21 protein-coding genes are annotated in these 22,015 nt (G+C 64.5%); 7 read left to right on the top strand and 14 right to left on the bottom strand.

What is annotated here, in order from left to right:
- Nucleotides 1-7: 7 nt before the first annotated feature.
- Nucleotides 8-361 carry a RidA family protein gene (locus LDZ21_RS24565; RefSeq protein ID WP_035962505.1) on the top strand — a complete coding sequence of 118 codons (354 nt, stop codon included), beginning with the start codon at nucleotides 8-10 and terminating at the stop codon, nucleotides 359-361.
- Nucleotides 362-397: 36 nt separating this feature from the next.
- Here the strand turns inward: LDZ21_RS24565 and LDZ21_RS24570 are convergent, their stop codons facing one another.
- From LDZ21_RS24570 to LDZ21_RS24585, 4 genes are all read right to left on the bottom strand, one after another.
- Entirely contained in the window at nucleotides 398-1,351 is a 954-nt protein-coding gene (locus tag LDZ21_RS24570) for a TauD/TfdA dioxygenase family protein (protein ID WP_244797234.1), read from the bottom strand.
- Nucleotides 1,352-1,390: 39 nt separating this feature from the next.
- On the bottom strand, nucleotides 1,391-2,407 hold the full coding sequence (locus LDZ21_RS24575) for an ABC transporter substrate-binding protein (protein ID WP_244797235.1): 1,017 nt from the start codon (nucleotides 2,405-2,407) through the stop codon (nucleotides 1,391-1,393).
- Between the two features lie 115 nt (nucleotides 2,408-2,522).
- On the bottom strand, nucleotides 2,523-3,293 hold the full coding sequence (locus LDZ21_RS24580) for a hypothetical protein (RefSeq protein WP_244797236.1): 771 nt from the start codon (nucleotides 3,291-3,293) through the stop codon (nucleotides 2,523-2,525).
- A 129-nt stretch (nucleotides 3,294-3,422) separates the two neighbouring features.
- Complete coding sequence (locus LDZ21_RS24585; protein ID WP_244797237.1) at nucleotides 3,423-4,016, bottom strand: nitroreductase family protein; 594 nt, start codon at nucleotides 4,014-4,016, stop codon at nucleotides 3,423-3,425.
- Nucleotides 4,017-4,269: 253 nt separating this feature from the next.
- On the opposite strand from LDZ21_RS24585, the gene LDZ21_RS24590 reads away from it, so the two are divergent.
- The 4 genes from LDZ21_RS24590 (at nucleotide 4,270) to LDZ21_RS24605 (ending at nucleotide 8,611) form a co-directional block, all read left to right on the top strand.
- Complete coding sequence (locus LDZ21_RS24590) at nucleotides 4,270-4,911, top strand: NADPH-dependent FMN reductase (RefSeq protein WP_309774622.1); 642 nt, start codon at nucleotides 4,270-4,272, stop codon at nucleotides 4,909-4,911.
- Nucleotides 4,912-4,916: 5 nt separating this feature from the next.
- Nucleotides 4,917-6,521: a rhodanese-like domain-containing protein gene (locus tag LDZ21_RS24595; protein ID WP_244797238.1), complete on the top strand. Its 1,605-nt coding sequence runs from the start codon at nucleotides 4,917-4,919 to the stop codon at nucleotides 6,519-6,521.
- 138 nt (nucleotides 6,522-6,659) lie between these two features.
- The gene (locus LDZ21_RS24600) at nucleotides 6,660-7,487 is read left to right on the top strand and encodes a MetQ/NlpA family lipoprotein (protein ID WP_244797239.1); all 828 of its coding nucleotides are present in this window, start codon (nucleotides 6,660-6,662) and stop codon (nucleotides 7,485-7,487) included.
- 134 nt (nucleotides 7,488-7,621) lie between these two features.
- Nucleotides 7,622-8,611 carry an aliphatic sulfonate ABC transporter substrate-binding protein gene (locus tag LDZ21_RS24605; RefSeq protein ID WP_244797240.1) on the top strand — a complete coding sequence of 330 codons (990 nt, stop codon included), beginning with the start codon at nucleotides 7,622-7,624 and terminating at the stop codon, nucleotides 8,609-8,611.
- Nucleotides 8,612-8,649: 38 nt separating this feature from the next.
- Here LDZ21_RS24605 and LDZ21_RS24610 read toward each other — a convergent pair whose 3' ends face one another.
- The 3 genes from LDZ21_RS24610 to ssuD are packed head-to-tail and all read right to left on the bottom strand — an operon-like array spanning nucleotide 8,650 to nucleotide 11,480.
- Nucleotides 8,650-9,441, bottom strand: a complete 792-nt coding sequence (locus LDZ21_RS24610) for an ATP-binding cassette domain-containing protein (protein WP_244797241.1) — start codon at nucleotides 9,439-9,441, stop codon at nucleotides 8,650-8,652.
- Nucleotides 9,438-10,280, bottom strand: a complete 843-nt coding sequence (ssuC, locus tag LDZ21_RS24615; RefSeq protein WP_244797242.1) for an aliphatic sulfonate ABC transporter permease SsuC — start codon at nucleotides 10,278-10,280, stop codon at nucleotides 9,438-9,440. Before ssuC ends, LDZ21_RS24610 begins: the two co-directional genes overlap by 4 nt.
- 36 nt (nucleotides 10,281-10,316) lie before the next feature.
- Entirely contained in the window at nucleotides 10,317-11,480 is a 1,164-nt protein-coding gene (gene ssuD / locus LDZ21_RS24620) for an FMNH2-dependent alkanesulfonate monooxygenase (RefSeq protein ID WP_244797243.1), read from the bottom strand.
- A gap of 285 nt (nucleotides 11,481-11,765) precedes the next feature.
- Between ssuD and LDZ21_RS24625 the strand changes: the two genes are divergently transcribed.
- Nucleotides 11,766-12,722, top strand: a complete 957-nt coding sequence (locus LDZ21_RS24625; RefSeq protein ID WP_244797244.1) for a sulfonate ABC transporter substrate-binding protein — start codon at nucleotides 11,766-11,768, stop codon at nucleotides 12,720-12,722.
- A 1-nt stretch (nucleotide 12,723) separates the two neighbouring features.
- Here LDZ21_RS24625 and LDZ21_RS24630 read toward each other — a convergent pair whose 3' ends face one another.
- Both LDZ21_RS24630 and LDZ21_RS24635 read right to left on the bottom strand, forming a co-directional pair.
- Nucleotides 12,724-13,923, bottom strand: coding sequence for a YbfB/YjiJ family MFS transporter (locus LDZ21_RS24630; protein WP_244797245.1), 1,200 nt, complete (start codon nucleotides 13,921-13,923; stop codon nucleotides 12,724-12,726).
- Between the two features lie 80 nt (nucleotides 13,924-14,003).
- Nucleotides 14,004-14,939, bottom strand: coding sequence for a LysR family transcriptional regulator (locus LDZ21_RS24635; RefSeq protein ID WP_244797246.1), 936 nt, complete (start codon nucleotides 14,937-14,939; stop codon nucleotides 14,004-14,006).
- A gap of 111 nt (nucleotides 14,940-15,050) precedes the next feature.
- On the opposite strand from LDZ21_RS24635, the gene LDZ21_RS24640 reads away from it, so the two are divergent.
- Nucleotides 15,051-15,791, top strand: coding sequence for an alpha/beta fold hydrolase (locus LDZ21_RS24640; protein WP_244797247.1), 741 nt, complete (start codon nucleotides 15,051-15,053; stop codon nucleotides 15,789-15,791).
- Between the two features lie 78 nt (nucleotides 15,792-15,869).
- On the opposite strand, the gene LDZ21_RS24645 is transcribed toward LDZ21_RS24640, so the two are convergent.
- The 5 genes from LDZ21_RS24645 to LDZ21_RS24665 form a co-directional block, all read right to left on the bottom strand.
- A complete protein-coding gene (locus LDZ21_RS24645) occupies nucleotides 15,870-16,820 on the bottom strand; it encodes a hydroxymethylglutaryl-CoA lyase (RefSeq protein ID WP_244797248.1) in 951 nt (316 codons plus the stop codon).
- Nucleotides 16,821-16,833: 13 nt separating this feature from the next.
- Entirely contained in the window at nucleotides 16,834-18,195 is a 1,362-nt protein-coding gene (locus tag LDZ21_RS24650) for an MFS transporter (RefSeq protein WP_244797249.1), read from the bottom strand.
- A 101-nt stretch (nucleotides 18,196-18,296) separates the two neighbouring features.
- The gene (locus LDZ21_RS24655) at nucleotides 18,297-19,112 is read right to left on the bottom strand and encodes an enoyl-CoA hydratase-related protein (protein WP_244797250.1); all 816 of its coding nucleotides are present in this window, start codon (nucleotides 19,110-19,112) and stop codon (nucleotides 18,297-18,299) included.
- The gene (locus LDZ21_RS24660) at nucleotides 19,109-20,278 is read right to left on the bottom strand and encodes a CaiB/BaiF CoA transferase family protein (RefSeq protein ID WP_244797251.1); all 1,170 of its coding nucleotides are present in this window, start codon (nucleotides 20,276-20,278) and stop codon (nucleotides 19,109-19,111) included. The genes LDZ21_RS24655 and LDZ21_RS24660 overlap by 4 nt, the downstream gene beginning before the upstream one ends.
- On the bottom strand, nucleotides 20,275-22,014 hold the full coding sequence (locus LDZ21_RS24665) for a hydantoinase B/oxoprolinase family protein (protein ID WP_244797252.1): 1,740 nt from the start codon (nucleotides 22,012-22,014) through the stop codon (nucleotides 20,275-20,277). Before LDZ21_RS24665 ends, LDZ21_RS24660 begins: the two co-directional genes overlap by 4 nt.
- Between the last annotated feature and the right edge of the window lies 1 nt (nucleotide 22,015).

A 22,015-nucleotide genomic window follows, 5' to 3' on the forward strand; every position in this document is an offset into this window, starting at 1 on the left:
AGCATGCATGACCGACATCCAACGTATCGAAACGAACCAGCGCATGAGCCGTGTCGTCAAGGCGGCGGGCCTCGTGTTCATCGGCGGCCAGACTTCCGCCGATCACACGCCCGATGTGAAACTTCAGACCGCAAAAGTGCTGGACAAGATCGACGCGTTTCTGGAGAAAGCCGGCATCGACAAGACGCGCCTCGTTTCCGCGCAAGTGTGGCTTGCGGATATCGACCGCGACTTCGCCGGCATGAACGAAGTGTGGGAAGCATGGGTTCCGCAAGGCCACGCGCCGACCCGCGCGACCGTGCAGGCCAAGCTCGCGGCGCCTGAGTTGCTCGTCGAGATCGCGGTCATCGCGCTGGCCTGATGTCAGGCGATGAACACAGGCGCGAGAGCAACGCGTCTAGTTCATCGCCACCGCAGCCGCGGCGCCGACCGGCGATCCTTCTATCGCGACGGACGCCTTGCCATCCGGGCCAACCGGCACATCGCCGACGAGCGTCGTGCGATAAAGCTGGCGATCGAAGTCGAGATCGAAGATATCGGACGGCGCCAGATGTGCAGTCGCGCGGTTGTCCCAGAACGCGATGCTGCCCGCCTCCCACTTGAAGCGCACCGTGAACTCCGGGCGCGTCACGTGCTCCCACAAGAGTTCGAGCAACACTTGACTCTCGCGCGGCGAAAGCCCGACGATCTGCTTCAGGAAACTCGGGCTCACGTAGAGCGCCCGCTCGCCCGTCTCGGGATGCACGCGCACGAGCGGATGCTCGCTCACCAGCGTGCGATCGTCGACGGCCTTCGAGAACGCTTCGGTGCCGCTCGCGCCTTGCGGCGGCGCGAAGCGATGCAGGCCACGCAAGCCATCGACGAATGCGCGCAACGGCGCCGACAGCTTTTCATAGGCGATGACGAGATTGGTCCACTGCGTATCGCCGCCATAGGGCGGAATGGTCACGCCGCGCAGTATCGACGCAAACGGCGGGTTGACGGCCGCCGTCACATCCGTATGCCATCCGGTCCACGGGCGCAGCAACGCCTGCCCTTCGAATCGCGTCGCCTTGCGAAACTTGGAGATGGAGTAAATCTCCGGATGTCCATCGACATGACCGAACACCGGATGCCCGATGGTCAGCTCTCCGAACTGTGCAGAGAACGCGACATGCTGTTCGTGGCTCAGGAACTGCTCGCGGAAAAATACGACACGCCACTTTAATAGCGCGGCGCGTATCGCCTCGACCTGCGGGCGCGACAAGGCCTTCCTGAGATCGACCCCGCTGATTTCCGCACCGATGTGCGCGGAAAGCGGACTGACTTTCACACCGGCTTCATGGTCATTGACGATAACGGCTGCATTCACGAATGTGTCTCCCTTCGAATGATGAAAAGGCGCCCGGCTTCAACTGCCCTGCGCGGCCGGATCGTCGGCGAAGAAGTAATCCCCCCACGACTTCGGTTCGTGCCGGATCACGCCGACCTTGTACAGAAATGCGCCCAGCGGCAGCGTGTTATTCGGCGTCGTGGCAAAGCTGACTTCCTTGTCGTTGAGAATGCGTTCGACGAATGCGGGCGAGAGCTTCGAGCCGTCCTGACGAATGTAGATGGCCGCCGCTTGCGTCTTGTCGGCTTCGATGAGCTTCGCTGCGTCGGCGAGCGCCGCGCGCACGGCGGCATACGTTCTGGGATTGTCGCGACGCCACTTGTCCGATGTGACGGCGACACTGCTCGTCGCGAGTCCGCCGAGTATGTCGGTGGAACTCAGCACCTTGTGGATCTTTGGATCGTCGAGTTCCTGGTACTGATACGGCGCGTTCGAGAAGTGCAGGTCGATGACGGGGCTGCCCAAGAGCATCGCAGTGGTAGCGTCCGCATGCGGCATGTTCACTTCGAAGCGATCGAGCCGCGCGTAGTGGTCATTGCCGAACGCCTGCGCCGCCGCCATCTGCAAGAGGCGGCCTTGCTGCGATACCGCGACGGACACCACGGCAATGCGGTCTTTCTCGCCGATATCCTTGATGCTGCGGATGCGCGGATCGTTCGATACGAGATACACCGGCACCGCGCTTTGCGCCGATAGCGCGCGGAAGTCCTGATGCCCGCGCGTGCGATCCCAGATGGTCATGAGCGGACCGATGCCGAGCGTCGCGATATCCGCCGCGCCGGACAGCAGCGCGTCGTTCACGGCCGCGCCGCCCGAGAGCGTGGTCCATTGCACGTCGATGGCAAGGCCCGCGCGTGCGCCCTGCTTCTCGATCAGCTTCTGATCCTTCGCCACTTTCAGCAGCAAAGAACCGATGCCGTATTGATCGACGATCTTCACGGCGCCTTCGGCCTGAGCATGGCTCATCGGCCAAACGAATGCCGCAACCAGTGCAATCAGCGAAGGGAAACGCGTGAGCCAGAGAGATAACGTCATACAGTGACCGTCCAGGCGATATGCGCCAAGAGGAGTCACTGTACAAGCGGCATCCTTGCTTCCCAACGAAGAAAGGATGCTACGGATATGCAGTCACGCGAAAAGCGGGCCTTGCTTACTGCGCGGAAAGATAGAACGCGGCATTGCGTTGCGGCGTGACGCCGACGACCGTGAGCAGGCCGTTGACGACCGTCGCTTCCACGGCGACCGATACGTTGTCGAGATAACACGCCGGGCCCGAGAACTTGAGCGTGCCGTCGAGCAGATGCTTGCCCGTTGCGCGCGGCTTGAAGCTGCCGGCGAACGCGCACGTGCCGCGCGCGTCGGCGGCTGTGCCATTGGCGGTGCCGTCGGCGGCGACGGTGATCGTCGCTACCGGCGATACGCCCGATGCGCTGGTCCACGTGCGCGCGACGCCGCTGATCGCGAGCGGCGTATCGTAGGCCGTGCTGTAGTTGCCGTTAAAGGCGGTCGCGGCCGTGTCCGGCAACACGTAAAGGCTCGTGGACGCTGCGAGCGTGCTCTTCGTCGAGAAGTTGCCCGACAGCGAGCCGGCGCGTATCACGTTCGATATCGCGCCGACCGTCGCCTGATCGGAGAAGGCGCCGTTCGACGCTGTCATCGTCCCTTCGATCATCCAGGAGAACGAGCCTTGCCGCGTGAACACGGTGAAGTACTGCCCCGTTTCGAGCACGATGGTCTGCGCCGCCACGGACAGATCGTTGTTTGCCGCGCCGTACCAGATGCCCTCGGGAACTGTGTGCGAGACGCAGGTCTTTTGCAGGTTGCTGAGATCTGAGACACAGGTTTTGTCGTCACCGCCGCCACCGCAAGCGGCGAGCACGACGGGCAGCGCGAGCAGCATCGATCTGAAAAGCAGTTTCATGAGGCGTCTTCGTTGTCTGATGGGAGATCGTGGCTGCCGCGTCCTCAACGTGCTTTATGTTCTTCACGTCCTCTGCGGCCTGCCGACAACGGGATAACGGTTTGACGCCGGAAATCTTGAATCGCCCCGTTATGCAGGATCGCCCCACGCGCCGAACCGCGCAACCTCGTCGAGCGGCAATCGCGTACGAGGCGCAAGCTCGCGTTCGGCCAGTTCGGCGGGCAATGCCTGCGCGTCGCCGTGGTGCGCCACCGAAATCATGCTCAATGCGGCGTAGCGCTCGGGAATCGCGAATGTCTCGGTCAGGCCGCTGGCGTCGAAACCGCCCATCGCGTGCGCGGCGAGGTCCTGCGCGTGGGCCTGAAGCAGCAGCGCCATCGCAGCCGCGCCGGCGTCGTAACTCGCGCTTGGATTGACCGTGCCTTTGGCGTTGAGGGTATCGGCAAGCACGGCGATCAACACTTGCGCGTGCTCGTTCCACTTTTGGTTGAACGGCGCGAGCAAGGCGAACGCGCGATCGAACGCCGCGCGATCCTGAGATTTCTCGAACACGACAAAGCGCCACGGTTGCACGTTATACGCCGACGGAGCCCAGCGCGCCGCCTCCAGCAACGCGACGACCTGCGCGTGCGCGACGGGACGATCGGCGTAGGCGCGGGGGCTCCATCGTCCGGCGATCAGCGGATGAATGGCGATATCGGTTGGTGCGGGACGGTGTGTCATAAGCCTCTCGTGATGGATGTGAATGGCGGGTTCGAGCATACCGCGCGCAAATGCGTCCGCAGAACAGGCATCGAACGAATGGTTTGCGATATGCAATTCACGATTGGCGCTATCGCCGCGCGGCCGGGCGTACGCTGCCACACCGATGCATATCCTTAGCGGAATTCGTGCGTTCCGGTGCGCGTGCGCGCTCGTTATGATGGCTGGCTCGGGGCTTGCAACATTGCCGATATCATCCCAAGGGAGCCTGATCTTGACCCAGATTCAATCACCGCGCAGGCCGCTCGTCGTCGGCATTGGCGGCACCACGCGCCCGGCGTCATCGACTGAACGCGCGCTGGCTTTCGCATTGAAAGGCGCGCAGGAAACCGGCGCGCGCGTGCAAATGTTCGGCGGCGCGTTACTGCACAGCCTGCCGCACTATGCGCCCGAAACACGCGAACTGACCGATGAACAACACGAACTGATCGAAGCGGTGCGCGCCGCCGATGCGTTGATCATCGCGACACCCGGCTATCACGGCGGCATCTCGGGCCTGGTCAAGAACGCGCTCGATACGCTCGAAGAACTGCGGCTCGATGATCGCCCGTACCTCGATGGCCGCGCGGTCGGCAGCATCGTGACGGCTTATGGATGGCAGGCCGCGGGCACGGTGCTCACGTCGCTGCGCTCGATCGTGCACGCGCTGCGCGGCTGGCCGACGCCGTTCGGCGCAGCCGTCAACACGCTCGAAACGCGCTTCGAAACCGCGGATACGTGCTCGGACCCGAAAGTGGTCGAGCAGCTTCGCACCGTCGGGCGGCAAGCGTCGACGTTCGCGCTGGCGTTCGGCGCGCATGCATCGTCGGATGCGTATCACGCGGTCGAGCATCGCGTGGCTGTCGCGCAGAGTTGACACGCATGAGCCCGACTCCATTCGCGGTGTGGACGTATCAGGACGTGCGCGAGGCGCTCCTTGACAAGCGCGAAATCGCGCTGCTCGACGTGCGCGAGGAAGACCCGCACGCGCAATCTCACCCGCTGTTCGCGGCGAATTTTCCGCTCGCGCGCATTGAACTCGATGCATACACGCGTCTGCCTCGCCGCACTGTCTCCATCGTATTGCTCGATGACGGCGAAGGGCTTGCATTGCGCGCCGCGCAGAAGTTCGCGGAGCTGGGCTATACGCACGTCGCGCTGCTGGAGGACGGCCTCGCCGGCTGGATTCGTGCGGGCGGCGAGGTGTTTCGCGACGTGAATGTGCCGAGCAAGGCGTTCGGCGAATTTGTCGAAGCGCGGCGTCATACACCGATGCTGTCCGCTCCGACGCTGCACGAGTTGCAGAAGAATGGCGATGACGTCGTGGTGCTCGATGCGCGCCGCTTCGACGAATATCGCACGATGAACATTCCAGGCAGCATCAGCGTGCCGGGTGCGGAACTGGTGCTGCGTGCGCGCGCATTGGCGCCGGATGCGGCGACGCGCATCGTGGTCAACTGCGCGGGGCGCACGCGCAGCATCATCGGTGCGCAATCGCTCGTCAATGCGGGCTTGCCGAACCCGGTGGCCGCGCTGCGCAACGGCACGATCGGCTGGACGCTTGCGGGGCAGGCGCTGGAACACGGCAGCGAACGGCGCTTCGATACCGATGCGGGGCGCGATGCGTCGTCGCTCGATGCATCGCGGAAGGCGGCGCACGCGCTTGCCGATCGTGCGGGCGTGCGGCGCACGTCGCTCGAAGAGGCGTCACGATGGGCCGAGGATGCGGCGCGTACGATCTATCGGTTCGATGTGCGTACGCCGGAAGAGTATGAGGCGGGGCATGCGCCGGGATTCCAGAACGCGCCGGGCGGCCAGCTCGTGCAGGAAACGGAGATGTTCGCGCCGGTGCGTGGCGCACGCGTCGTGCTGCTGGACGACGACGGCGTGCGTGCGAATATGACGGCGTCGTGGCTTGCGCAGATGAACATCGAAATGTACGTTGTCGATGGCGTATCGTCAGGATCGCTAAACGAGGTGGGACCGTGGCGGCATGATCGACCTCAGCCGCCGAGCGTTCCTTCTCTTGCGCCTGCCGAACTGTCGGCGCTGCTTGCTGATGCGGACAGTGGCGTCGCGTTGCTCGATGTTGCGCCGGGCGCGAGTTTTGTGAAGGCGCATATCATCGGTGCGCGCTGGATTCTGCGATCGCGTCTCACGCCGGCATACGATGATTTGCCCGATGCGAAGCGTTACGTGGTGACATGCGGCACGAATGCGCTTGCACCTTATGCCGCCGCCGACGTTGCTGCGTTGACGGGCAAGCAAGTGCATGTGCTGGAGGGCGGAACTTCGGCGTGGGTGCGCGCGGGATTGTCGACTGAGGGCGGCGAGAGCGGGATGGTGTCGCCGCGTATCGACAGGTATCGGCGTCCGTATGAGGGCGTGAATAACGCGCGGGAAGCGATGCAGGCGTATCTCGAATGGGAGTACGGGCTGGTCGCGCAACTGGAGCGTGACGGCACGTGCGGATTCTTCGTGATTTGAAGTCACCGAGGCCGCGCCAATAGACCGGCGCGAAACCAACAACCGCACGTATAACCATATCGCCCGATATTATTTGCCCCTTGCGCCCGCGCTAATTAGCATCACGACTTCCATACCAAGTCGCGGAAACCGCAAACCATGAAACTAAAAGCGCCCATCAAAACTGCCCTGTTTTCCGCATTGATTGCATTGGGCATCGCAAGCGCACAACCGGCGCTCGCCGCGGACAAGACCATCCGCGTAGGCATCATGTCGGGCGAAGACGAAGACGTATGGCGCGCAGTCGCTGCCAATGCCGCGAAGCAGGGCATCAAGGTGAAGGTGACGACGTTCTCCGATTACACCCAGCCCAACGAGGCGCTCGCGCAACACGACCTCGATGCCAACTCGTTCCAGCACAAGCCCTATCTCGATGCGCAGATCAACGCGCGTCATTACGACATCGTGCCGGTCGGCTTCACCTATGTGCAGCCGATTGGTCTCTATTCGCGCAAAGTTAAATCGGTAGCGGACTTGCCGCAGAACGCCGCCATCGGCGTGCCGAACGATCCGAGCAACGAAGGCCGCGCGCTATTGCTGCTGCAAGCGAATGGCATTATCAAGCTGCGTGAAGGCGTCGGCCAGCTACCGACGGCGCGCGATATCGCAAGCAATCCCAAGCATGTTCAGATCAAGGAACTGGATGCGGGCATCGTCGGACGCGCGATCGGCGATCTCGACGCGGCCGTCGTCAACACCGACTGGGCCATCAAGGCGGGCATCAAGATCCCGCAGGAACGCATCGCGCAGGAGAGCGTGAACGGCAACCCGTATCGCAACTTCATCGCGGTGAATGCGAAGGATGCGCAAGCGCCCTGGGTCAAGACGCTGGTGCAGAGCTATCAGCAAGCGAACGTGGCGTCGGCGATCCTGACCGTCTATCACGGTGCGACGCTGCCCGCGTGGGACGGCGCACCGCAGCACTGAACGCATGCCACGGGTTGTCTGCACGCTTATCGCCGTGCGCGGGATCGATAGCTGAATCCGTCAGTTAGCGCGGGATCGTCGCATTGCTACGATGGCGATCCCGCGACCTCGCATACGACACAAGGACACCCGCAATGGCGCCGATGACCCGACGCACCTTCACCCGCCTCGCGCTCGCTTCCACGCTCGGCGCCGCGCATTCCTTCGCGTTTGCGCAGGCATCGCCGCAAGTGCTGCGCATCGGCTATCAGAAGTCATCGACGCTCATCACGCTGCTCAAGACGCGCGGCTCCCTCGAAAAGGCGCTCGCGCCGCTGAACGTGCGCGTATCGTGGAACGAATTCGCAAGCGGTCTGCCGCTGACGGAAGCGCTCAACGTGAACGCCGTCGACTTCAGCGCCGATGTCGCCGACACCGTGCCGATCTTCGCGCAAGCCGCGCATGCGAGCTTCGTCTATGTCGCGCAGGAAGCGCCATCGCCTCACGCGCAGGCCATCATCGTGAAGAAGGACGGGCCTGTCCGATCGCTCGCGGATCTGAAGGGCAAGCGCATTGCCGTGACGAAGGCAGCCGGCAGCCATTATCTTTTGTTCGCTGCACTCGCACGCGCGAAGCTCGAACCCGCCGACATCAAGACCGCCTATCTCACGCCCGCCGACGGACGCGCCGCATTCGAGCGCGACAGCGTCGATGCGTGGATCACGTGGGACCCGTATGTCGCTTCGGTGGAGAAGACAAGCGATGCGCGCGTGCTCGTCGACGGCGCAGGGCTCGCTTCGTATCAGCGTTACTACCTCGCATCGCGTTCGTATGCCGCTGCGCATCCGCAAATCGTGCAGACCGTGTTCGATCAATTGAAGACCGCGGGCGAGTGGTTGCTCGCCCATCAGCAGGATGCCGCGAATGCGCTTGCGCCGGTATGGGGTCTCGATGCCGCGACCATCGAACGGGCGAATGCACGCCGCAGCTATGCCGTGCGCGCGGTGACGGCGCAGAACTTCGGTGAGCAGCAGACCATCGCGGACACGTTCCATCGCAACGGCTTGCTGCCCGCGCGCATCGACACGAAAGAGTCGCTCGTATGGGATTTCGCCGCGAAGCAGGCCAAAGCCATCGCAGCGTGAATGCGTTGCGGGCCTTCGTTGAAGACCCGCTTTTTTCCTTAACCCTGCTTCAGAATCCGGCGCAACACGCGTTCCTCGAGCGCCGACGCTTCCGCTGATGCCTGCTTGCGCGGCCGGGCCAGTGGCACCGGCTGATCCAGCGCGATACGCCCTTCCTCGATCAACAGAATGCGGTCGCCGAGCACGACAGCCTCATGCACGTCATGCGTCACTAGCAGCGCGGTGAAGCGATGCTCGCGCCACAGCCGTTCGATCAACGCATGCATTTCGATGCGCGTGAGCGCATCCAGCGCGCCGAGCGGTTCGTCGAGCAGCAGCAGTTGCGGCCGATGCACCAGCGCACGCGCCAGCGCCACGCGCTGTCTCTGGCCACCCGACAGTTGCGACGGCCAGTCGTTCTCGCGTTCGAGCAGCCCGACTTCCGCCAGCACCGCGCGAGCCTGATCGCGTGCGCCGCGCCTGAGGCCGAGCATCACGTTTTGCAGCACGGTCTTCCACGGCAACAGCCGTGCGTCCTGAAACATGATGCGCGTGTCGAGCGCCTCGCCGTTGCTCGCGCGCATCGTCAGCGCGCCGCCGCTCGGCGTTTCGAGGCCGGCGATGAGCCGCAGCAGCGTCGACTTCCCGCATCCGCTGCGTCCGACGATCGTTACGAAGCTGCCCTGTTCGATCGACAGATCCAGCGCCGACAACACCGTCCGATCGCCATAACGTTTCTCGACGCCGCGCAGTTCCACCGCGACATCGTGCGCAATCCGCGCATGCGGTTGCGCTCGCTCTATCGTCGATCGTTCGTCTACTCTGAACAACACAGCAGCAGTCGCGCTCATGCCTTCTCTCCTCGTTGATACGCCGGATGCCAGCGCAGCGCCAGGCGTTCGATGCCTTTCGCGAGCACATCCGCGAGCTTGCCGAGCACCGCATAAAGCAGGATGCCGACAACTACCACGTCCGTTTGCAGGAACTCGCGTGCGTTCATCGTCATATAGCCGATGCCCGATTGCGCCGAGATGGTTTCGGCCACGATCAGCATCACCCACATGAGGCCGAGCGCAAAGCGCACGCCGACGAGAATCGAAGGCAACGCGCCCGGAAGGATCACATCGCGATACAGCGCGAAGCCCTTCACGCCATAGCTGCGCGCCATCTCGATCAGGTTTGCATCGACGGAACGGATGCCGTGGAACGTGTTGACGTACACCGGAAAGAACACGCCCAGCGCGACGAGAAAAATCTTCGCTTCCTCTTCGATGCCGAACCACAGAATGACGAGCGGAATCATCGCGAGCGCGGGGATGTTGCGGATCATCTGCACGGTGGAATCGAGCGCGACTTCGAACGGACGAAAGAGCCCGGTCCAGAGTCCAAGCACGAGCCCGACGCCGCCGCCGATAGCCAGGCCCAGCAACGCGCGCCAAGCGCTGACTTTCACGTTCGCCCACATATCGCCCGATTGAATCAGCGCCCATGCCGATTTGACGACGGCAAGCGGCTCGGGCAGCACGCGCGTAGAAAGCACGCCTGCACGCGTGGCATATTCCCAGAGCAGCAGGATGGCAATGGGCACGAGCCACGGCGCGATGGCTGCGCCGATCCGCCGGAAAATGAGAGCGCCGTATTGCTTGTTCTGCGCCGGGGCGGGTATCGCCTGAGTGAGGGCATCGGCCATGCTGCTAGTTCCTCCGATGAGATTGCGGTTGCATGTTCAGCTCTGGCTCGCGTTCGGCAAATAGCTGTTGCCGACGATTTCGCCGAATGGTCCCGACAACGGACCGGACTTTTTCTCGGCCTGCACTCCGCGCTCGCCGAGGAACGGGAACACGAGTTCGGCGAACCGGTACGACTCTTCGAGATGCGGATAGCCGGAAAGAATGAACGTCTCGATGCCGAGGTCCGCATATTCCTTCATAAGCGCCGCCACTTGTTCCGGATTGCCAACTAATGCCGTTCCGGCTCCGCCGCGCACGAGCCCCACGCCCGCCCAGAGGTTGGGATAGATTTCGAGCGTCTCGCGGCCGCCGCGCTTGCCGCCGTGCAACTGCGCCATGCGGCGCTGGCCTTCCGAGTCCATCTTTGCGAAGGCGGCCTGCGCACGCGCGACCGTCTCATCGTCGAGATGGCTGATCAGGCTGTCGGCCGCCGCCCATGCTTCCTCTTCGGTCTCGCGCACGATCACATGCAGGCGGATGCCGAAGCGAATCTTGCGGCCCTGCGCTTCGGCGCGGGCGCGTATATCGTCGAGCTTCTTCTTGACGGCTTCGGGCGGCTCGCCCCAGGTGAGATAGGTATCGATATGCGTTGCGGCGATGTCATGCGCCGCCGCCGACGAACCGCCGAACCACAGCGGCGGATGCGGCTTTTGCACCGGCGGATACAGCACCTTGCCGCCCTTCGTTTGCAGATGCTTGCCATCGAACTCGATGGCTTCGTTCGCATGCGATGCGCTCAGCAGATTGCGCCAGATATGCAGGAATTCATCGGTGATTTCGTAGCGCGTGTCGTGATCGACGAAAAGGCCATCGCCTTCCAGTTCGGCTGCGTCGCCGCCCGTCACGACGTTGATCAGCAGACGCCCGCCCGACAGTCGATCGAACGTGGACGCCATGCGCGCGGACAATCCCGGCGACGACAAACCCGGGCGGATCGCGACGAGAAACTTCAGCCTCTTCGTGGCCGCGATGAGGCTCGATGCGACGACCCATGCGTCTTCGCACGAACGTCCTGTGGGAAGCAGCACGCCTTCATAGCCGAGCGTATCGGCGGCGGTTGCAATCTGCTGAAAATACGAGAGGTCAGCGGCGCGCGCCCCTTTCGACGTGCCGAGATAGCGGCTGTCACCGTGGGTCGGGATGAACCAGAACACATTCATGCGCTATTCCTCTTTGCCTTCGTTGAGCGTTGTTTGACGGCGATGCCGTCGCAGACGAGTAGGCCAGTTTAAGGACGCGCGTGACTGCCGCGAACGATGGAATTCAGCTTTGGTTTTCTGCTTTAGTGCTTTGCAGGCGGCAGCGGCGCGTCTATCGCCATGACGGTGATTTGCTTATTCGAATCGATCATTTCGCGGCGCGTGTGCGCCTCGTTAGCATGGCGGACCGGGCCGTCTCGCTGAAGCAGGCGGTCGCGTCACTCAATTTGCCGGAGGCTTTGCACCATGAATCGCACGACATCGAAAAGCCGCCGAATCTTTCTGGCCGCGCTCGCCGGAACGCTCGGAGGAATGGCGGCGCCGTCCTGGGCGAAGTTCGAGAACGATCGCTTCAGAATCGGTTATCAGAAGGCCGCGAGCACGCTCGTGTTGCTCAAGGCGAACGGCACGCTGGAGAAGCAGCTCGCGCCGCTAGGCGTAAAAGTGACGTGGACCGAATTCCCCGCTGGCCCGCAATTGCTCGAAGGGCTGAATGTCGGCGCGATCGACTTCGGCTACGTCGGCGAAGCGCCACCCGTGTTCGCGCAAGCGGCGGGCGCGGACTTCGTCTATACCGCCTATGAAATTCCGACGCCGCGCGCCGAAGGCGTGATCGTCCCGCAAGACTCGCCGATCAAAAGCGTAGCCGATCTGAAGGGCAAGAAGATCGCCTTCAACAAGGGATCGGATGTGCACTGGTTCATCGTCGCGTTGCTGCGCAAGCACGGGCTCGCCTATACCGACATTCAACCCGTGTTTCTCGCACCCGCCGATGCGCGCGCCGCGCTCGAACGCCGCTCCATCGATGCGTGGGCGATATGGGACCCGTTCCTCGCGGCGGCGCAGGCGCAGAGCAATGCGCGTCTGATCGCGGATGCAGACGGCGTGGCGAGCCATCATCAGTTCTTCCTGAGCCAGCGCGAATTCGCGCAAAAGCGCAAGGACGTGATCGCCATCGCGATGGATGCGCTCGGCAAGCAAGGCCAATGGGTCAAGCAGAATCCGGCGCAAGCCGCCGCGCAACTCGCGCCCATTCAAGGGCTCGACGCTGGGATCATCAAGACCGGTCTGGAGCATTACGAGCATGTGTATCGTCCGATCGATTCATCCGTGCTGGACCAGCAGCAGCGCATCGCGGATACGTTCTATGAACTCAAGCTCATTCCGCGCAAGATCGTGACGAAGGACGCGGCGCTGGCCTGATTCACTTCGACCGCGCCAGCGCAATGACATCGACCACGAACGCGACGCCGAGCGCCGCCGCGCCGATCGCGAACAGCAGGCGGTAGTCGCCGCCGCTATGCGAGAACAGGAACGACAGGCCATAGGCGGATGCGGCCTGCATCACCGCGAAGCTCGTCGTCGCCGTGCGCCAGGCGCGTTTTTGCGCGGCTGGATGATGCGCGAGCAGTTCGTTCACGCGGCCAAGCACGAGCGGCACGATGCCTGGCGTGAACGCGCCGACCACGACACTCGACACCATCAGCAGCGCCGCTCCCGAGGCGATCACAGGCAGCACGACCGCGACGAGCTGAAGCACGAGCGCGACCCGCAACGCACGGCCGAAGCCCGCGCGATCCGCGAGATGCCCGCTCAGCAGCGGCCCCGCAATCGCGCCCAGACCATACAGCACCCAGTATTGCGCGCCCCCATCGACACCCTTGCCGAGCCCTCGTGCGACGTAATCGACGAGAAAAATCATGTGCGGCACGAGGCCGACCGCGTTCAGCCCGTACTCCGCGAAGAGCGCGCGCAACGCGGGCGTCGGCGGCGATTTCGCTTTCGGTTGCTCGTTGACTTGCAATGACGGCGCATCGTGCGCAGGCCATCCGTTCCACGCGATGATCGTCAGCAGCAGCGACACCGCCGCAAGCCCGAGCCACGTCTGTCGAAGCCCTTCTCGCAGCAACAGCGGCACGATGGTCCCCGATGCGGCGATGCCCAAGCCGATGCCGGTGAAGATCGCGCCGCCCGCGAAACCGCGCCGCGATGGCGCGACGTGCGCGAGGATCGTCGGGGCGGCGAGCACCATCAGCGCGCCGCCGGATATCCCCGACGCGAGCCGCCACACGAAGAACCACGCGAACGACACCGGAAATGCGCACGCGATGAACGCGATGGTCGCGAGCAGCATCATCGCGCGCAGCACGGTTGCCGGACGCGCGTGACGAACGAGCGCGCCCGCCGACAGCGCGCCGGCCAGATAGCCGCCGAGATTCGCCGCGCCGAGGTAAGCCGCCGTCGATGCGGGGAACCAGTGCGCGCCGATGATCGCCGGCAGCAGCGGCGTATAGGCGAAGCGCGCAAGCCCGATGCCGACGAGACTCGCGCTCGCGCCCGCCAGCACGCCGCGCCACACCTGAAACGTCGCGCCCTCCGGTTGATTCGACACTGCGTATCGCATGCTCCCTCCGTACCATTGCACGCAGTTTATATTCGCGCGATTCGCGAGAGAATCGGCGGGTTACGGAAGAGACTCTTTCGCTAAACGGTCGATTGCCGCCGCGTGCCGATCCGCAATCGCTTGAACTGGCGGCGCAGACGCGGCGTCGCGAAGTCGACGAACGCGCGCACTTTCGGCACGGCGAGCCGTCCTTGCGGCGTCAGCAGATGGACGGGCAACGGTGCGTGCTCGCTGTCGGGCAGCACGATGCGCAGCGCGTCGTCCTGTACTTCCTTCGCGACGTGATACGAAAAGAGCCGCGTCACGCCCTGCCCGTCGACGGCGGACGCCACCGCCGCCCGCACCGTGTTGACGATGATGCGCGGCACGAACTGCACGACCTGCGGAATCGCGGAGCCGCTCGATGCGGGAAAGCTCCACGAATCGAGGCCGAAATGCGTCATCGAGATGATGCGATGCCGTGCGAGATCGGCGGGGGTATCGATAGGCGGATGGGCGTCAAGGTATTCCGGCGACGCGGTCACGACCCGCCGCACTTCGCCCACGGGAATCGCGATCAGCGTCGAGTCCGCGAGGTGCGCGATGCGCAGCGCGATATCGATGCCCTCGTCGATCAGGCTCACGGGCCGGTCGAGCAATTGCAGGCGCACGGATACGGCGGGGAAGCGCGCGAGGAAGTCGTCGAGCATTGGCGCGAGCAACGCTTCGCCGGCGGCGACAGGCGCGGTGATCGTCAGCAGGCCGCGCGGCGCGGAGCGTTCATGCGCGACGAGCAGGTCCGCTTCTTCGAGATCGGTCAGGATGCGCCTGCATGCGGACGCATAACGTTCGCCCGCTTCACTCAGCTTGATGGTACGTGTCGTGCGATGAAGGAGCGCGGTGCCGGTATGCGCTTCGAGAAACGCGATCGCGCGGCTGACGGCGGCGGGCGATCGTCCGAGCCGCCGCCCCGCGCCCGCGAGACTGCCTTCGTCGAGGGTGGCGATGAAGACTTTCATCGCGTCGATTCGATCCATGAAGTGTGCGGGCGATGGTTGAGTGATGCACGAAGTCTAACCTCGCACTGCACGCATCCGCCGATGCGTTGTACGATGCTTCACCATTGCGCATTCACGGAGCATGAACGCATGTCGTCCACGCACGCAAGCCCGGCAAGAACCTTCGTCCTGATTCACGGCGCATGGCATGGCGGCTGGTGCTGGCGCTTCGTCGCGGACCGGCTCGCGGCGCGCGGGCATCGCGTGTTCGCGCCTTCGCTGACGGGTCTTGGCGACCGGCGTCATCTCGTGGGCGCGGCGACATCGCTCGATGTGCCGATTGCGGACATCGAGAATCTCATCGAATCGGAAGAACTCAGCGACGTGGTGATCGTCGGTCACAGCTTCGGCGGGCTGGTGGCGTCGGGGGTGGCGGACCGCAGGGCGCAGGCAATACGCTCGCTCGTCTTTCTGGATAGCCTGCTCGTCGAGAATGGACAGGCCGCGTTCGATGTGCTGCCGGCCAATGTCGTAAAGGAGCGCATGGACTCGGTGGAAGCGAGCGGACAGACGCTTGCAATGCCCGTCAACGGACTGGCGGGCACGGCCATTCCGGACGATCACCCGCTCGCGGACTGGGTGCGCCGCCGCTTGACGCCGCATCCTGTCGCGACGTATCGCACGCCGTTGCACTTGAAGCATCCGCTTGGCAATGGCTTGCCCTGCACGTACGTGCATTGCGCGAATCCTTCTTATGACACGCTCGCGGGGGTGCGGGAGCGGGTTCGCACGCTGCCCGGCTGGGGATGGGAAACGATCGATACCGGGCACGATGCGATGATTCTCGCGCCCGATTTGCTGGTGGAAGTGCTGGAGAGGTTGGCGGGGTGAGCCTTCCCGCATGAGTGCCGCGAACGCAAGGTTTCGCTCGCCGGGTATCCGCCCACTGTGAGCGGATACCGTGTAGCTTCACGCGACCACCGCCTCCCTCGCCCGAAACGTCTTCGGCACCCCCGCCCGCGCGATCGCACCGGTAAAGGCCTCGCCCGGCAACCATTGCGCAAGCGTCTCGCGCATCGCCAGCAGCTTGTCCAGGTCGATACCCGTCTTCAGCCCTTCGGCTTCCAGCAGGAACACCGTGTCCTCGGTATTAATGTTCCCCGTTGCGTTCGGCGCGAACGGACATCCGCCCAGGCCGCCAAGCGACGAATCGAACACGCGCACGCCGGCATCGAGCGCGGCGAGGACGTTCGCCAGCCCCAGGCCGCGCGTATCGTGGAAATGGCACGCCACCGGCACCGCGCCGGCCAGCGCGCACACCTTGCTCATCAGCGCACGCACTTGCCCGGGATTCGCATAGCCGACCGTATCGGCGACGGTGATCTCGTCCGCGCCCGCCTCGATCAGCTTGTCGACGAGACCGAGCACCACGCTCTGCTCGACCTTGCCCGCGATGGTGCAGCCGAACGCCGTCGCCACGCCCGCGCCCAGCACGACGCGCGGCGCGCGATCATCCCGCTCCGCGACGATGCGCCCGAAGTCCTCCAGCGACTCCGCCGTGCTGCGGCGCACGTTCTTGAGATTGTGCGCATCGCTTGCCGACAGCACGTAATGCACTTGCGCGACGCCCACATCGAGCGCACGCTGCGCGCCCTTCAGGTTCGGCACGAGCGCCGACGCGTGCAGGCCGTCGATCGCGAGCGCGCCGCGCGCCACATCGACCGCATCGGCGAACTGCGGCACGACCTTCGGCGGCACGAACGACGTGACCTCGATGTCGCGCACGCCCGCATCGACCATGCGGCGGCACCAGTCGAGCTTCTGCTCCGTCGTGAGAATCTTGGCGACCATTTGCAGGCCATCGCGCAAGCCGACTTCGCGCACACGGACAGCGGGCGTTCCAATCACTGCATCATTCATCTCGATGTTCCTTTCAAAGCGTCGCATCCGCGACAGTCGCGCCGCCTTCGGCACGGCTTTCTTCCTTCGCGGCCGCCGCCGATGTCGTGGGCGCGAAGCGCACCGCCGCAATCGCGCCGAGCACCATCAGCAGCGCAATCGCACCGAGGCCGCCGACCATGCTGTTCGTAAGCGTCTTGATGGAGCCGATGATCATCGGGCTCACGAAGCCGCCGAGCAGTCCGAGGCAGTTGATCATCGCGACGCCACCGGCCGCGCCGCTGCCGCGGATGTAGTCCGTGGAGATCGCCCAGATCAGCGGATTCGGCGCGAGAATGCCCGCCGTCGCGATCGAAAGCGCAACAAGCGACAGCGCGAGGTTGCCGGTCGTGAACGCCGCGATGACGAGGCCCGCCGCGCCGCACACCATCGGGATCGCGCAGTGCCAGCGGCGCTCCATCGTGCGGTCGGAATGTCGGTTCAGCGTGACGAGCGCAACCCAGCTCACGAAGTACGGAATCGCCGAATAGCATCCGATGGCAAGCGAACTCGTCACGCCCGCGCTCTTGATGAGCGTCGGCAGCCAGAAGCCGATGGCGAACACGCCGGCGATCTGCGTGAACCAGACGAAGCCCATCACGTAGACGCGGAAATCGCGAAGCGCGCGGGCGAACGTATGCTCCGCGTGCGTCGCGGAAACGCTCGACGTCTTGCGGATATCGCGCAGCACGAGGTTCTTCTCGGCTTGCGTGAGCCACTTCGCCTGCTCGGGGCCGTCCTGCAGGTAGAAGAACGCCATCACGCCCAGCACGCTTGCCGGCAGACCCTGCACGATGAACATCCACTGCCAGCCGTGCAGCCCGGCATAGCCATTGAAGTAGGTCATCAGCGCGCCGGAAAGCGGCCCGCCGAAGAGACCGGCGATACCCGTCGCACACGTGAAGATCGCGATGACCTTCGCGCGGCGCTCGACCGGATACCAGCGCGTGAGATAGAAGATCACGCCGGGATAAAGACCCGCTTCCGCGAGCCCGAGAAAGAAGCGCACGGTGTAGAGATGCGAAGGCAGCGTGACGAAGGCCGTCCCCGCGGCGATCACGCCCCACAGAATCATGATGCGCGAAAACGTCCGCTTCACGCCGATGCGCGCCAGCAGCAGATTGCTCGGCACTTCCATCAGCACGTAGCCGAGGAAGAAGATGCCCGCGCCGATGCTGTAGGTGAGATCGCTGAAGCCGACATCGTGCTTCATGTCGAGCTGCGCAATGCCGATGTTGATGCGATCCAGAAACGCGAACACGTAGCACAGGAACAGGAACGGAATCAGCCTGCGCGTGATCTTGCCGTAGGTCTGTTCCGCGTCGGGCGCGTCGAAACTGCCAGGGTTGGGGGTCATGTCTGTCTCCTCCGGTGAGTCCGGGTGTCGTGCCGGCCAGTCGATGCCGGCCGGTGCTTGCTTCATGCCGCTTGCTGCGTGCTGCACGTGGACATCGGCGGTCAGCGGCCCTTGAACGCGGGCGTGCGCTTCTCGTTGTAGGCGCTGATGCCTTCCTGCCTGTCCGCCGTCGGAATGAGGCGGTTGTACGCCTCGATCTCGACATAGAGGCCCGTGCGCAGATCGCCCTGAATGCCGAGGTCGATGGCCTTCTTCGCCTGCGCGACGGAAAGCGGCGCGCTCGTGCAGATGTCGCGTGCGGCTTCGATCGCATCGGCGAGCACGCGGCCGCGTTCGCACAGCCGGTTGACGACGCCCCACGCGAGCGCTTCATCGGCGGTAAAGCGCGCGCCGCGGAAGATCAGTTCTTTCGCGCGCCGCGTGCCGATGGTGCGCGGCAACTGCTGCGTGCCGCCGCCGCCCGGCATGATGCCGCGCTTGACTTCGGTGAAGCCGAAGACCGCATCCTTCGCGGCGTAGGCGAAGTCGCACGCGAGCAGCAGTTCCAGTCCGCCCGCCACCGCCGATCCGTTCGCCGCGCAAATCAGCGGCAGCGGGCAGTACGTGATCGCGCGGTTCATGCGCTCGAAGAGATAGTGCTGCACGCCGAAGTCTTCATCGGTCATGCCTTCGCGCTGCTTCAGGTCCGCGCCGCCGCAGAATGCCCGATCGCCCGCACCCGTCAGGATCACGCAGCGATACAGCGACGGATCGGCCTCCAGCGCGCCGAACACGCGGATGATCTCATGGCCCATCGCCGTGCTGATCGCGTTCGATACGGCCGGACGGTTGAGCGTCACGACCAGGATCTGCTGATCGATTTCTTCGAGCTGCAGCGTTTCGAGCGGCGCGTGGCCGAGTTGCTTTGCCAGTTTCAAGGTGTCTCCAGTGGCGTCTTGGCCAGCAGATGATTGTGTTCGCCGAGCCGGGGCGTGCGTCCGACGTGCGCGGGCCGCGCGCCGCCGAATGAGATCGGCACGCCGACGACCGTTGCGGCGCCATCGTCGGTGGTGCGCAGCAGGTCCAGCGCCTTCGTCTGTTCGTGCGCGACGACCTGATCGATTGTCTGCAGCGGGCCGCTCGGAATGCCGGCCGCGTCGAGCGCGGCGAGCCAGTGCGCGCTGCCCGCCTTGCGGAACTCGGCGTGCAACAGGTCGATCAGCTCGACGCGGTTCTGCACGCGCGCGCCGTTGGTGGCGAAGCGCGCATCGGCGGCGAGCGCGGGGACCGCGAGCACGTCGCACAGCCGGCGGAACAGGCGGTCGTTGCCAGCTGCGACCATGATCGTGCCGTCCGCGCATTCGAACGCCTGATGCGGCACGATCGCGGCCGTGCCGGAGCCCCAGCGTCCCGGCAGCACGCCCGATGCGAGATAGTCGGCGATCTGAATGCCAGCCCAGCTGATCGCCGTCTCGTACAGCGATACCGAGACCACTTCGCCCTCGCCCGTGTGCTGCCGCCGGAACAGCGCGGCCAGCACGCCGATGGCGGCCCACAGTCCGGTGCCCATGTCGTTCACCGAAACGGGGATGCGGCTCGGCGGCTCGCCCGGTTGCCCGAGAAAGCTCATGAGACCCGACAGCGCCTGCACGAGCGGATCGTAGCCGGGCTTGTCACGCAGCGGCCCCGACGTCCCGAACGCGCCGAGATTGCAGTACACGAGCGACGGTTTCATGCGCAGCATTTCGTCGGCGCCGAGACCATACTTCTCGGTGCCGCCCGCCTTCAGGTTTTGCAGCACGACATCGGCGCGGGTGCGGATGAGCGCGCGAAGCGCATCGCCTTCATCCGGATTCGACAGCGACATCGCGATGCTCGACTTGCCGTGATTCACCGCATGAAAGAGCGCCGCCGCGCCGTCGATGAACGGCGGGCCCCAGTCGCGCGCATAGTCGCCGCCGTCCGCGCTTTCGATCTTGATGACCGTCGCGCCGAGCGAGCCGAGGATCATGCCCGCATACGGCGCGGCGAGGCTGTGGCCAATCTCGACCACGCACACGCCTTCGAGCGGCAACGGCTTTGCCATGTCGTCGCGCGTGCTCATTCGGCGGTCACCGCGAGCGCGGGTTCGTCGTGGGCGACGGTCTCGCCGTAGCCGTAGAAGCGGTGCGCGGCGCCTGCGCTGATGTAGCCATCGGCGATATCGGCGGCCACGCGTTCGCGTTCGCGCGTCGCGGGATCGCCATATCCGCCGCTGCCCGCGGGCTGCACCGTCACGCGATCGCCGCGATACACCACGGTCTGCCCGCCCTTCGCGGCCACTTTCTGCTCGCTGCCGTCCGCACGCTGCACCGTGCACTGGAAGCGCGTGCCCGGCAATCCGCCGAAGTGGCCTTCGGGCGCGGAGCGGCCGCGTTCGCCGGATACCGTGAACGTCGCTTCGTCGTATTCGATGCGATACACGCGCCGCGACGTTAGCCCGCCCCGCCGGCGGCCCGCGCCGCCGCTATCGGTGACGAGCGACCATTCTTCGACGACGAGCGGCGAGGTCGCTTCGATCATCTCGATCGACTGGCTGCCCGCATTGCCGACATACACGCGCACGCCGCTCACGCCGTCCTTCTCGGCGCGCGCGCCCATGCCGCCCGCATGGACGTCGTGCATCGTGACGAAGGCCTGACCCGTCTGCGCGACGCGCGCCGCGTCGGTGTCGCGTCCGCTGAAAATGCCCGCGCACGACGCGCAATTGCTTTGGCCCGTGATGCGTTCCGGCACGGCGGGCGCGAGCGCCTTCAGTAGCAGGTCGATCACGCGCGGCGACGTCTCCGTATTGCCCGACACAACCGAGGCCGGGTACTGGCAATTGAGCACGCTGCCTTCGGGCGCGATGATCGTCACCGGGCGATAGCAGCCCTGGTTGATCTGGATCGCCGGATCGGTCAGCGCCTTCACGGTGAACCACGTGCTGTTGCAGGTTACGGAAAGCGGGCAATTGATGCCGCCGCGCACTTGCGGACCGGTGCCGGTGTAATCGAAGGTGATGTGATCGCCTTCGACCGTCACCTTCACCTTGAGAAGCGGCCGCTCCTGTTTCCAGCCGGGCGCTTCGATCGGATCGAGATACTCTTCCGCTTCGTAGACGCCGTCGGGAATGCGCGCGATCTCCGCGCGGATCAGCTTCTCCGAATGATCGAGGCTCTGGCTCATCACTTCGGCGAGCGCGTGTGCGCCATATTTCGCGACGAGTTCGCCGATGCGCCTGTCGCCGACGAAGGTGCCCGCGTATTGCGCCTGAATGTCGAGCAGCAGTTCGTGCGCGTTGCGGCTGTTCTTCGTGAGCAGGTTCAGCATGTCCTTCACCGGCTCGTCGTTGCGATACAGCAGCACCGGCGGAATGCGGATGCCTTCCGCGAAGATGTCCCAGGTCGTGACGGTATAGCTGCCGGGCGACTGCCCGCCGATATCGGTCCAGTGGCCGCGCGTCATCACGAACGCGACGATCTTGCCGTCCGCGAACACGGGGCGCGTGAACTGCACGTCCGGCTGGTGATTGCCGCCGCCGACATACGCGTCGTTGCTGACGATGACATCGCCGGGGCGCAAGTTCTCCCGGCCCACGGCTTCCACCGATACGCGCGTCGAGATGACGGCCGAGCCGAGCATCGTCGGGATGTCGTTGCCCTGAGCGACGAGCTGCATGTCGGCGTCGAAGATCGCGGCGGAGGAATCGCCGCTTGCGTGCATCAGCGGGCTGCCCGCGGTGCGCATCATCGCGATTTTCATTTCGCGCGCAACGGCGAAGAGACTGCTGCGGATGATTTCGTAGGTAACGATGTCCATG

The organism is Caballeronia grimmiae (assembly GCF_022879615.1).
GTDB classification, from domain to species: domain Bacteria; phylum Pseudomonadota; class Gammaproteobacteria; order Burkholderiales; family Burkholderiaceae; genus Caballeronia; species Caballeronia grimmiae.

Coding starts and splice junctions, on each gene's coding strand:
- LDZ21_RS24565 (WP_035962505.1), top strand. CDS start 8: ATGACCGACATCCAACGTATCGAAACGAACCAGCGCATGAGCCGTGTC.
- LDZ21_RS24575 (WP_244797235.1), bottom strand. CDS start 2,407: ATGACGTTATCTCTCTGGCTCACGCGTTTCCCTTCGCTGATTGCACTG.
- LDZ21_RS24580 (WP_244797236.1), bottom strand. CDS start 3,293: ATGAAACTGCTTTTCAGATCGATGCTGCTCGCGCTGCCCGTCGTGCTC.
- LDZ21_RS24585 (WP_244797237.1), bottom strand. CDS start 4,016: ATGACACACCGTCCCGCACCAACCGATATCGCCATTCATCCGCTGATC.
- LDZ21_RS24595 (WP_244797238.1), top strand. CDS start 4,917: ATGAGCCCGACTCCATTCGCGGTGTGGACGTATCAGGACGTGCGCGAG.
- LDZ21_RS24600 (WP_244797239.1), top strand. CDS start 6,660: ATGAAACTAAAAGCGCCCATCAAAACTGCCCTGTTTTCCGCATTGATT.
- LDZ21_RS24605 (WP_244797240.1), top strand. CDS start 7,622: ATGGCGCCGATGACCCGACGCACCTTCACCCGCCTCGCGCTCGCTTCC.
- LDZ21_RS24610 (WP_244797241.1), bottom strand. CDS start 9,441: ATGAGCGCGACTGCTGCTGTGTTGTTCAGAGTAGACGAACGATCGACG.
- ssuC (WP_244797242.1), bottom strand. CDS start 10,280: ATGGCCGATGCCCTCACTCAGGCGATACCCGCCCCGGCGCAGAACAAG.
- ssuD (WP_244797243.1), bottom strand. CDS start 11,480: ATGAATGTGTTCTGGTTCATCCCGACCCACGGTGACAGCCGCTATCTC.
- LDZ21_RS24625 (WP_244797244.1), top strand. CDS start 11,766: ATGAATCGCACGACATCGAAAAGCCGCCGAATCTTTCTGGCCGCGCTC.
- LDZ21_RS24630 (WP_244797245.1), bottom strand. CDS start 13,923: ATGCGATACGCAGTGTCGAATCAACCGGAGGGCGCGACGTTTCAGGTG.
- LDZ21_RS24635 (WP_244797246.1), bottom strand. CDS start 14,939: ATGGATCGAATCGACGCGATGAAAGTCTTCATCGCCACCCTCGACGAA.
- LDZ21_RS24640 (WP_244797247.1), top strand. CDS start 15,051: ATGTCGTCCACGCACGCAAGCCCGGCAAGAACCTTCGTCCTGATTCAC.
- LDZ21_RS24645 (WP_244797248.1), bottom strand. CDS start 16,820: ATGAATGATGCAGTGATTGGAACGCCCGCTGTCCGTGTGCGCGAAGTC.
- LDZ21_RS24650 (WP_244797249.1), bottom strand. CDS start 18,195: ATGACCCCCAACCCTGGCAGTTTCGACGCGCCCGACGCGGAACAGACC.
- LDZ21_RS24660 (WP_244797251.1), bottom strand. CDS start 20,278: ATGAGCACGCGCGACGACATGGCAAAGCCGTTGCCGCTCGAAGGCGTG.
- LDZ21_RS24665 (WP_244797252.1), bottom strand. CDS start 22,014: ATGGACATCGTTACCTACGAAATCATCCGCAGCAGTCTCTTCGCCGTT.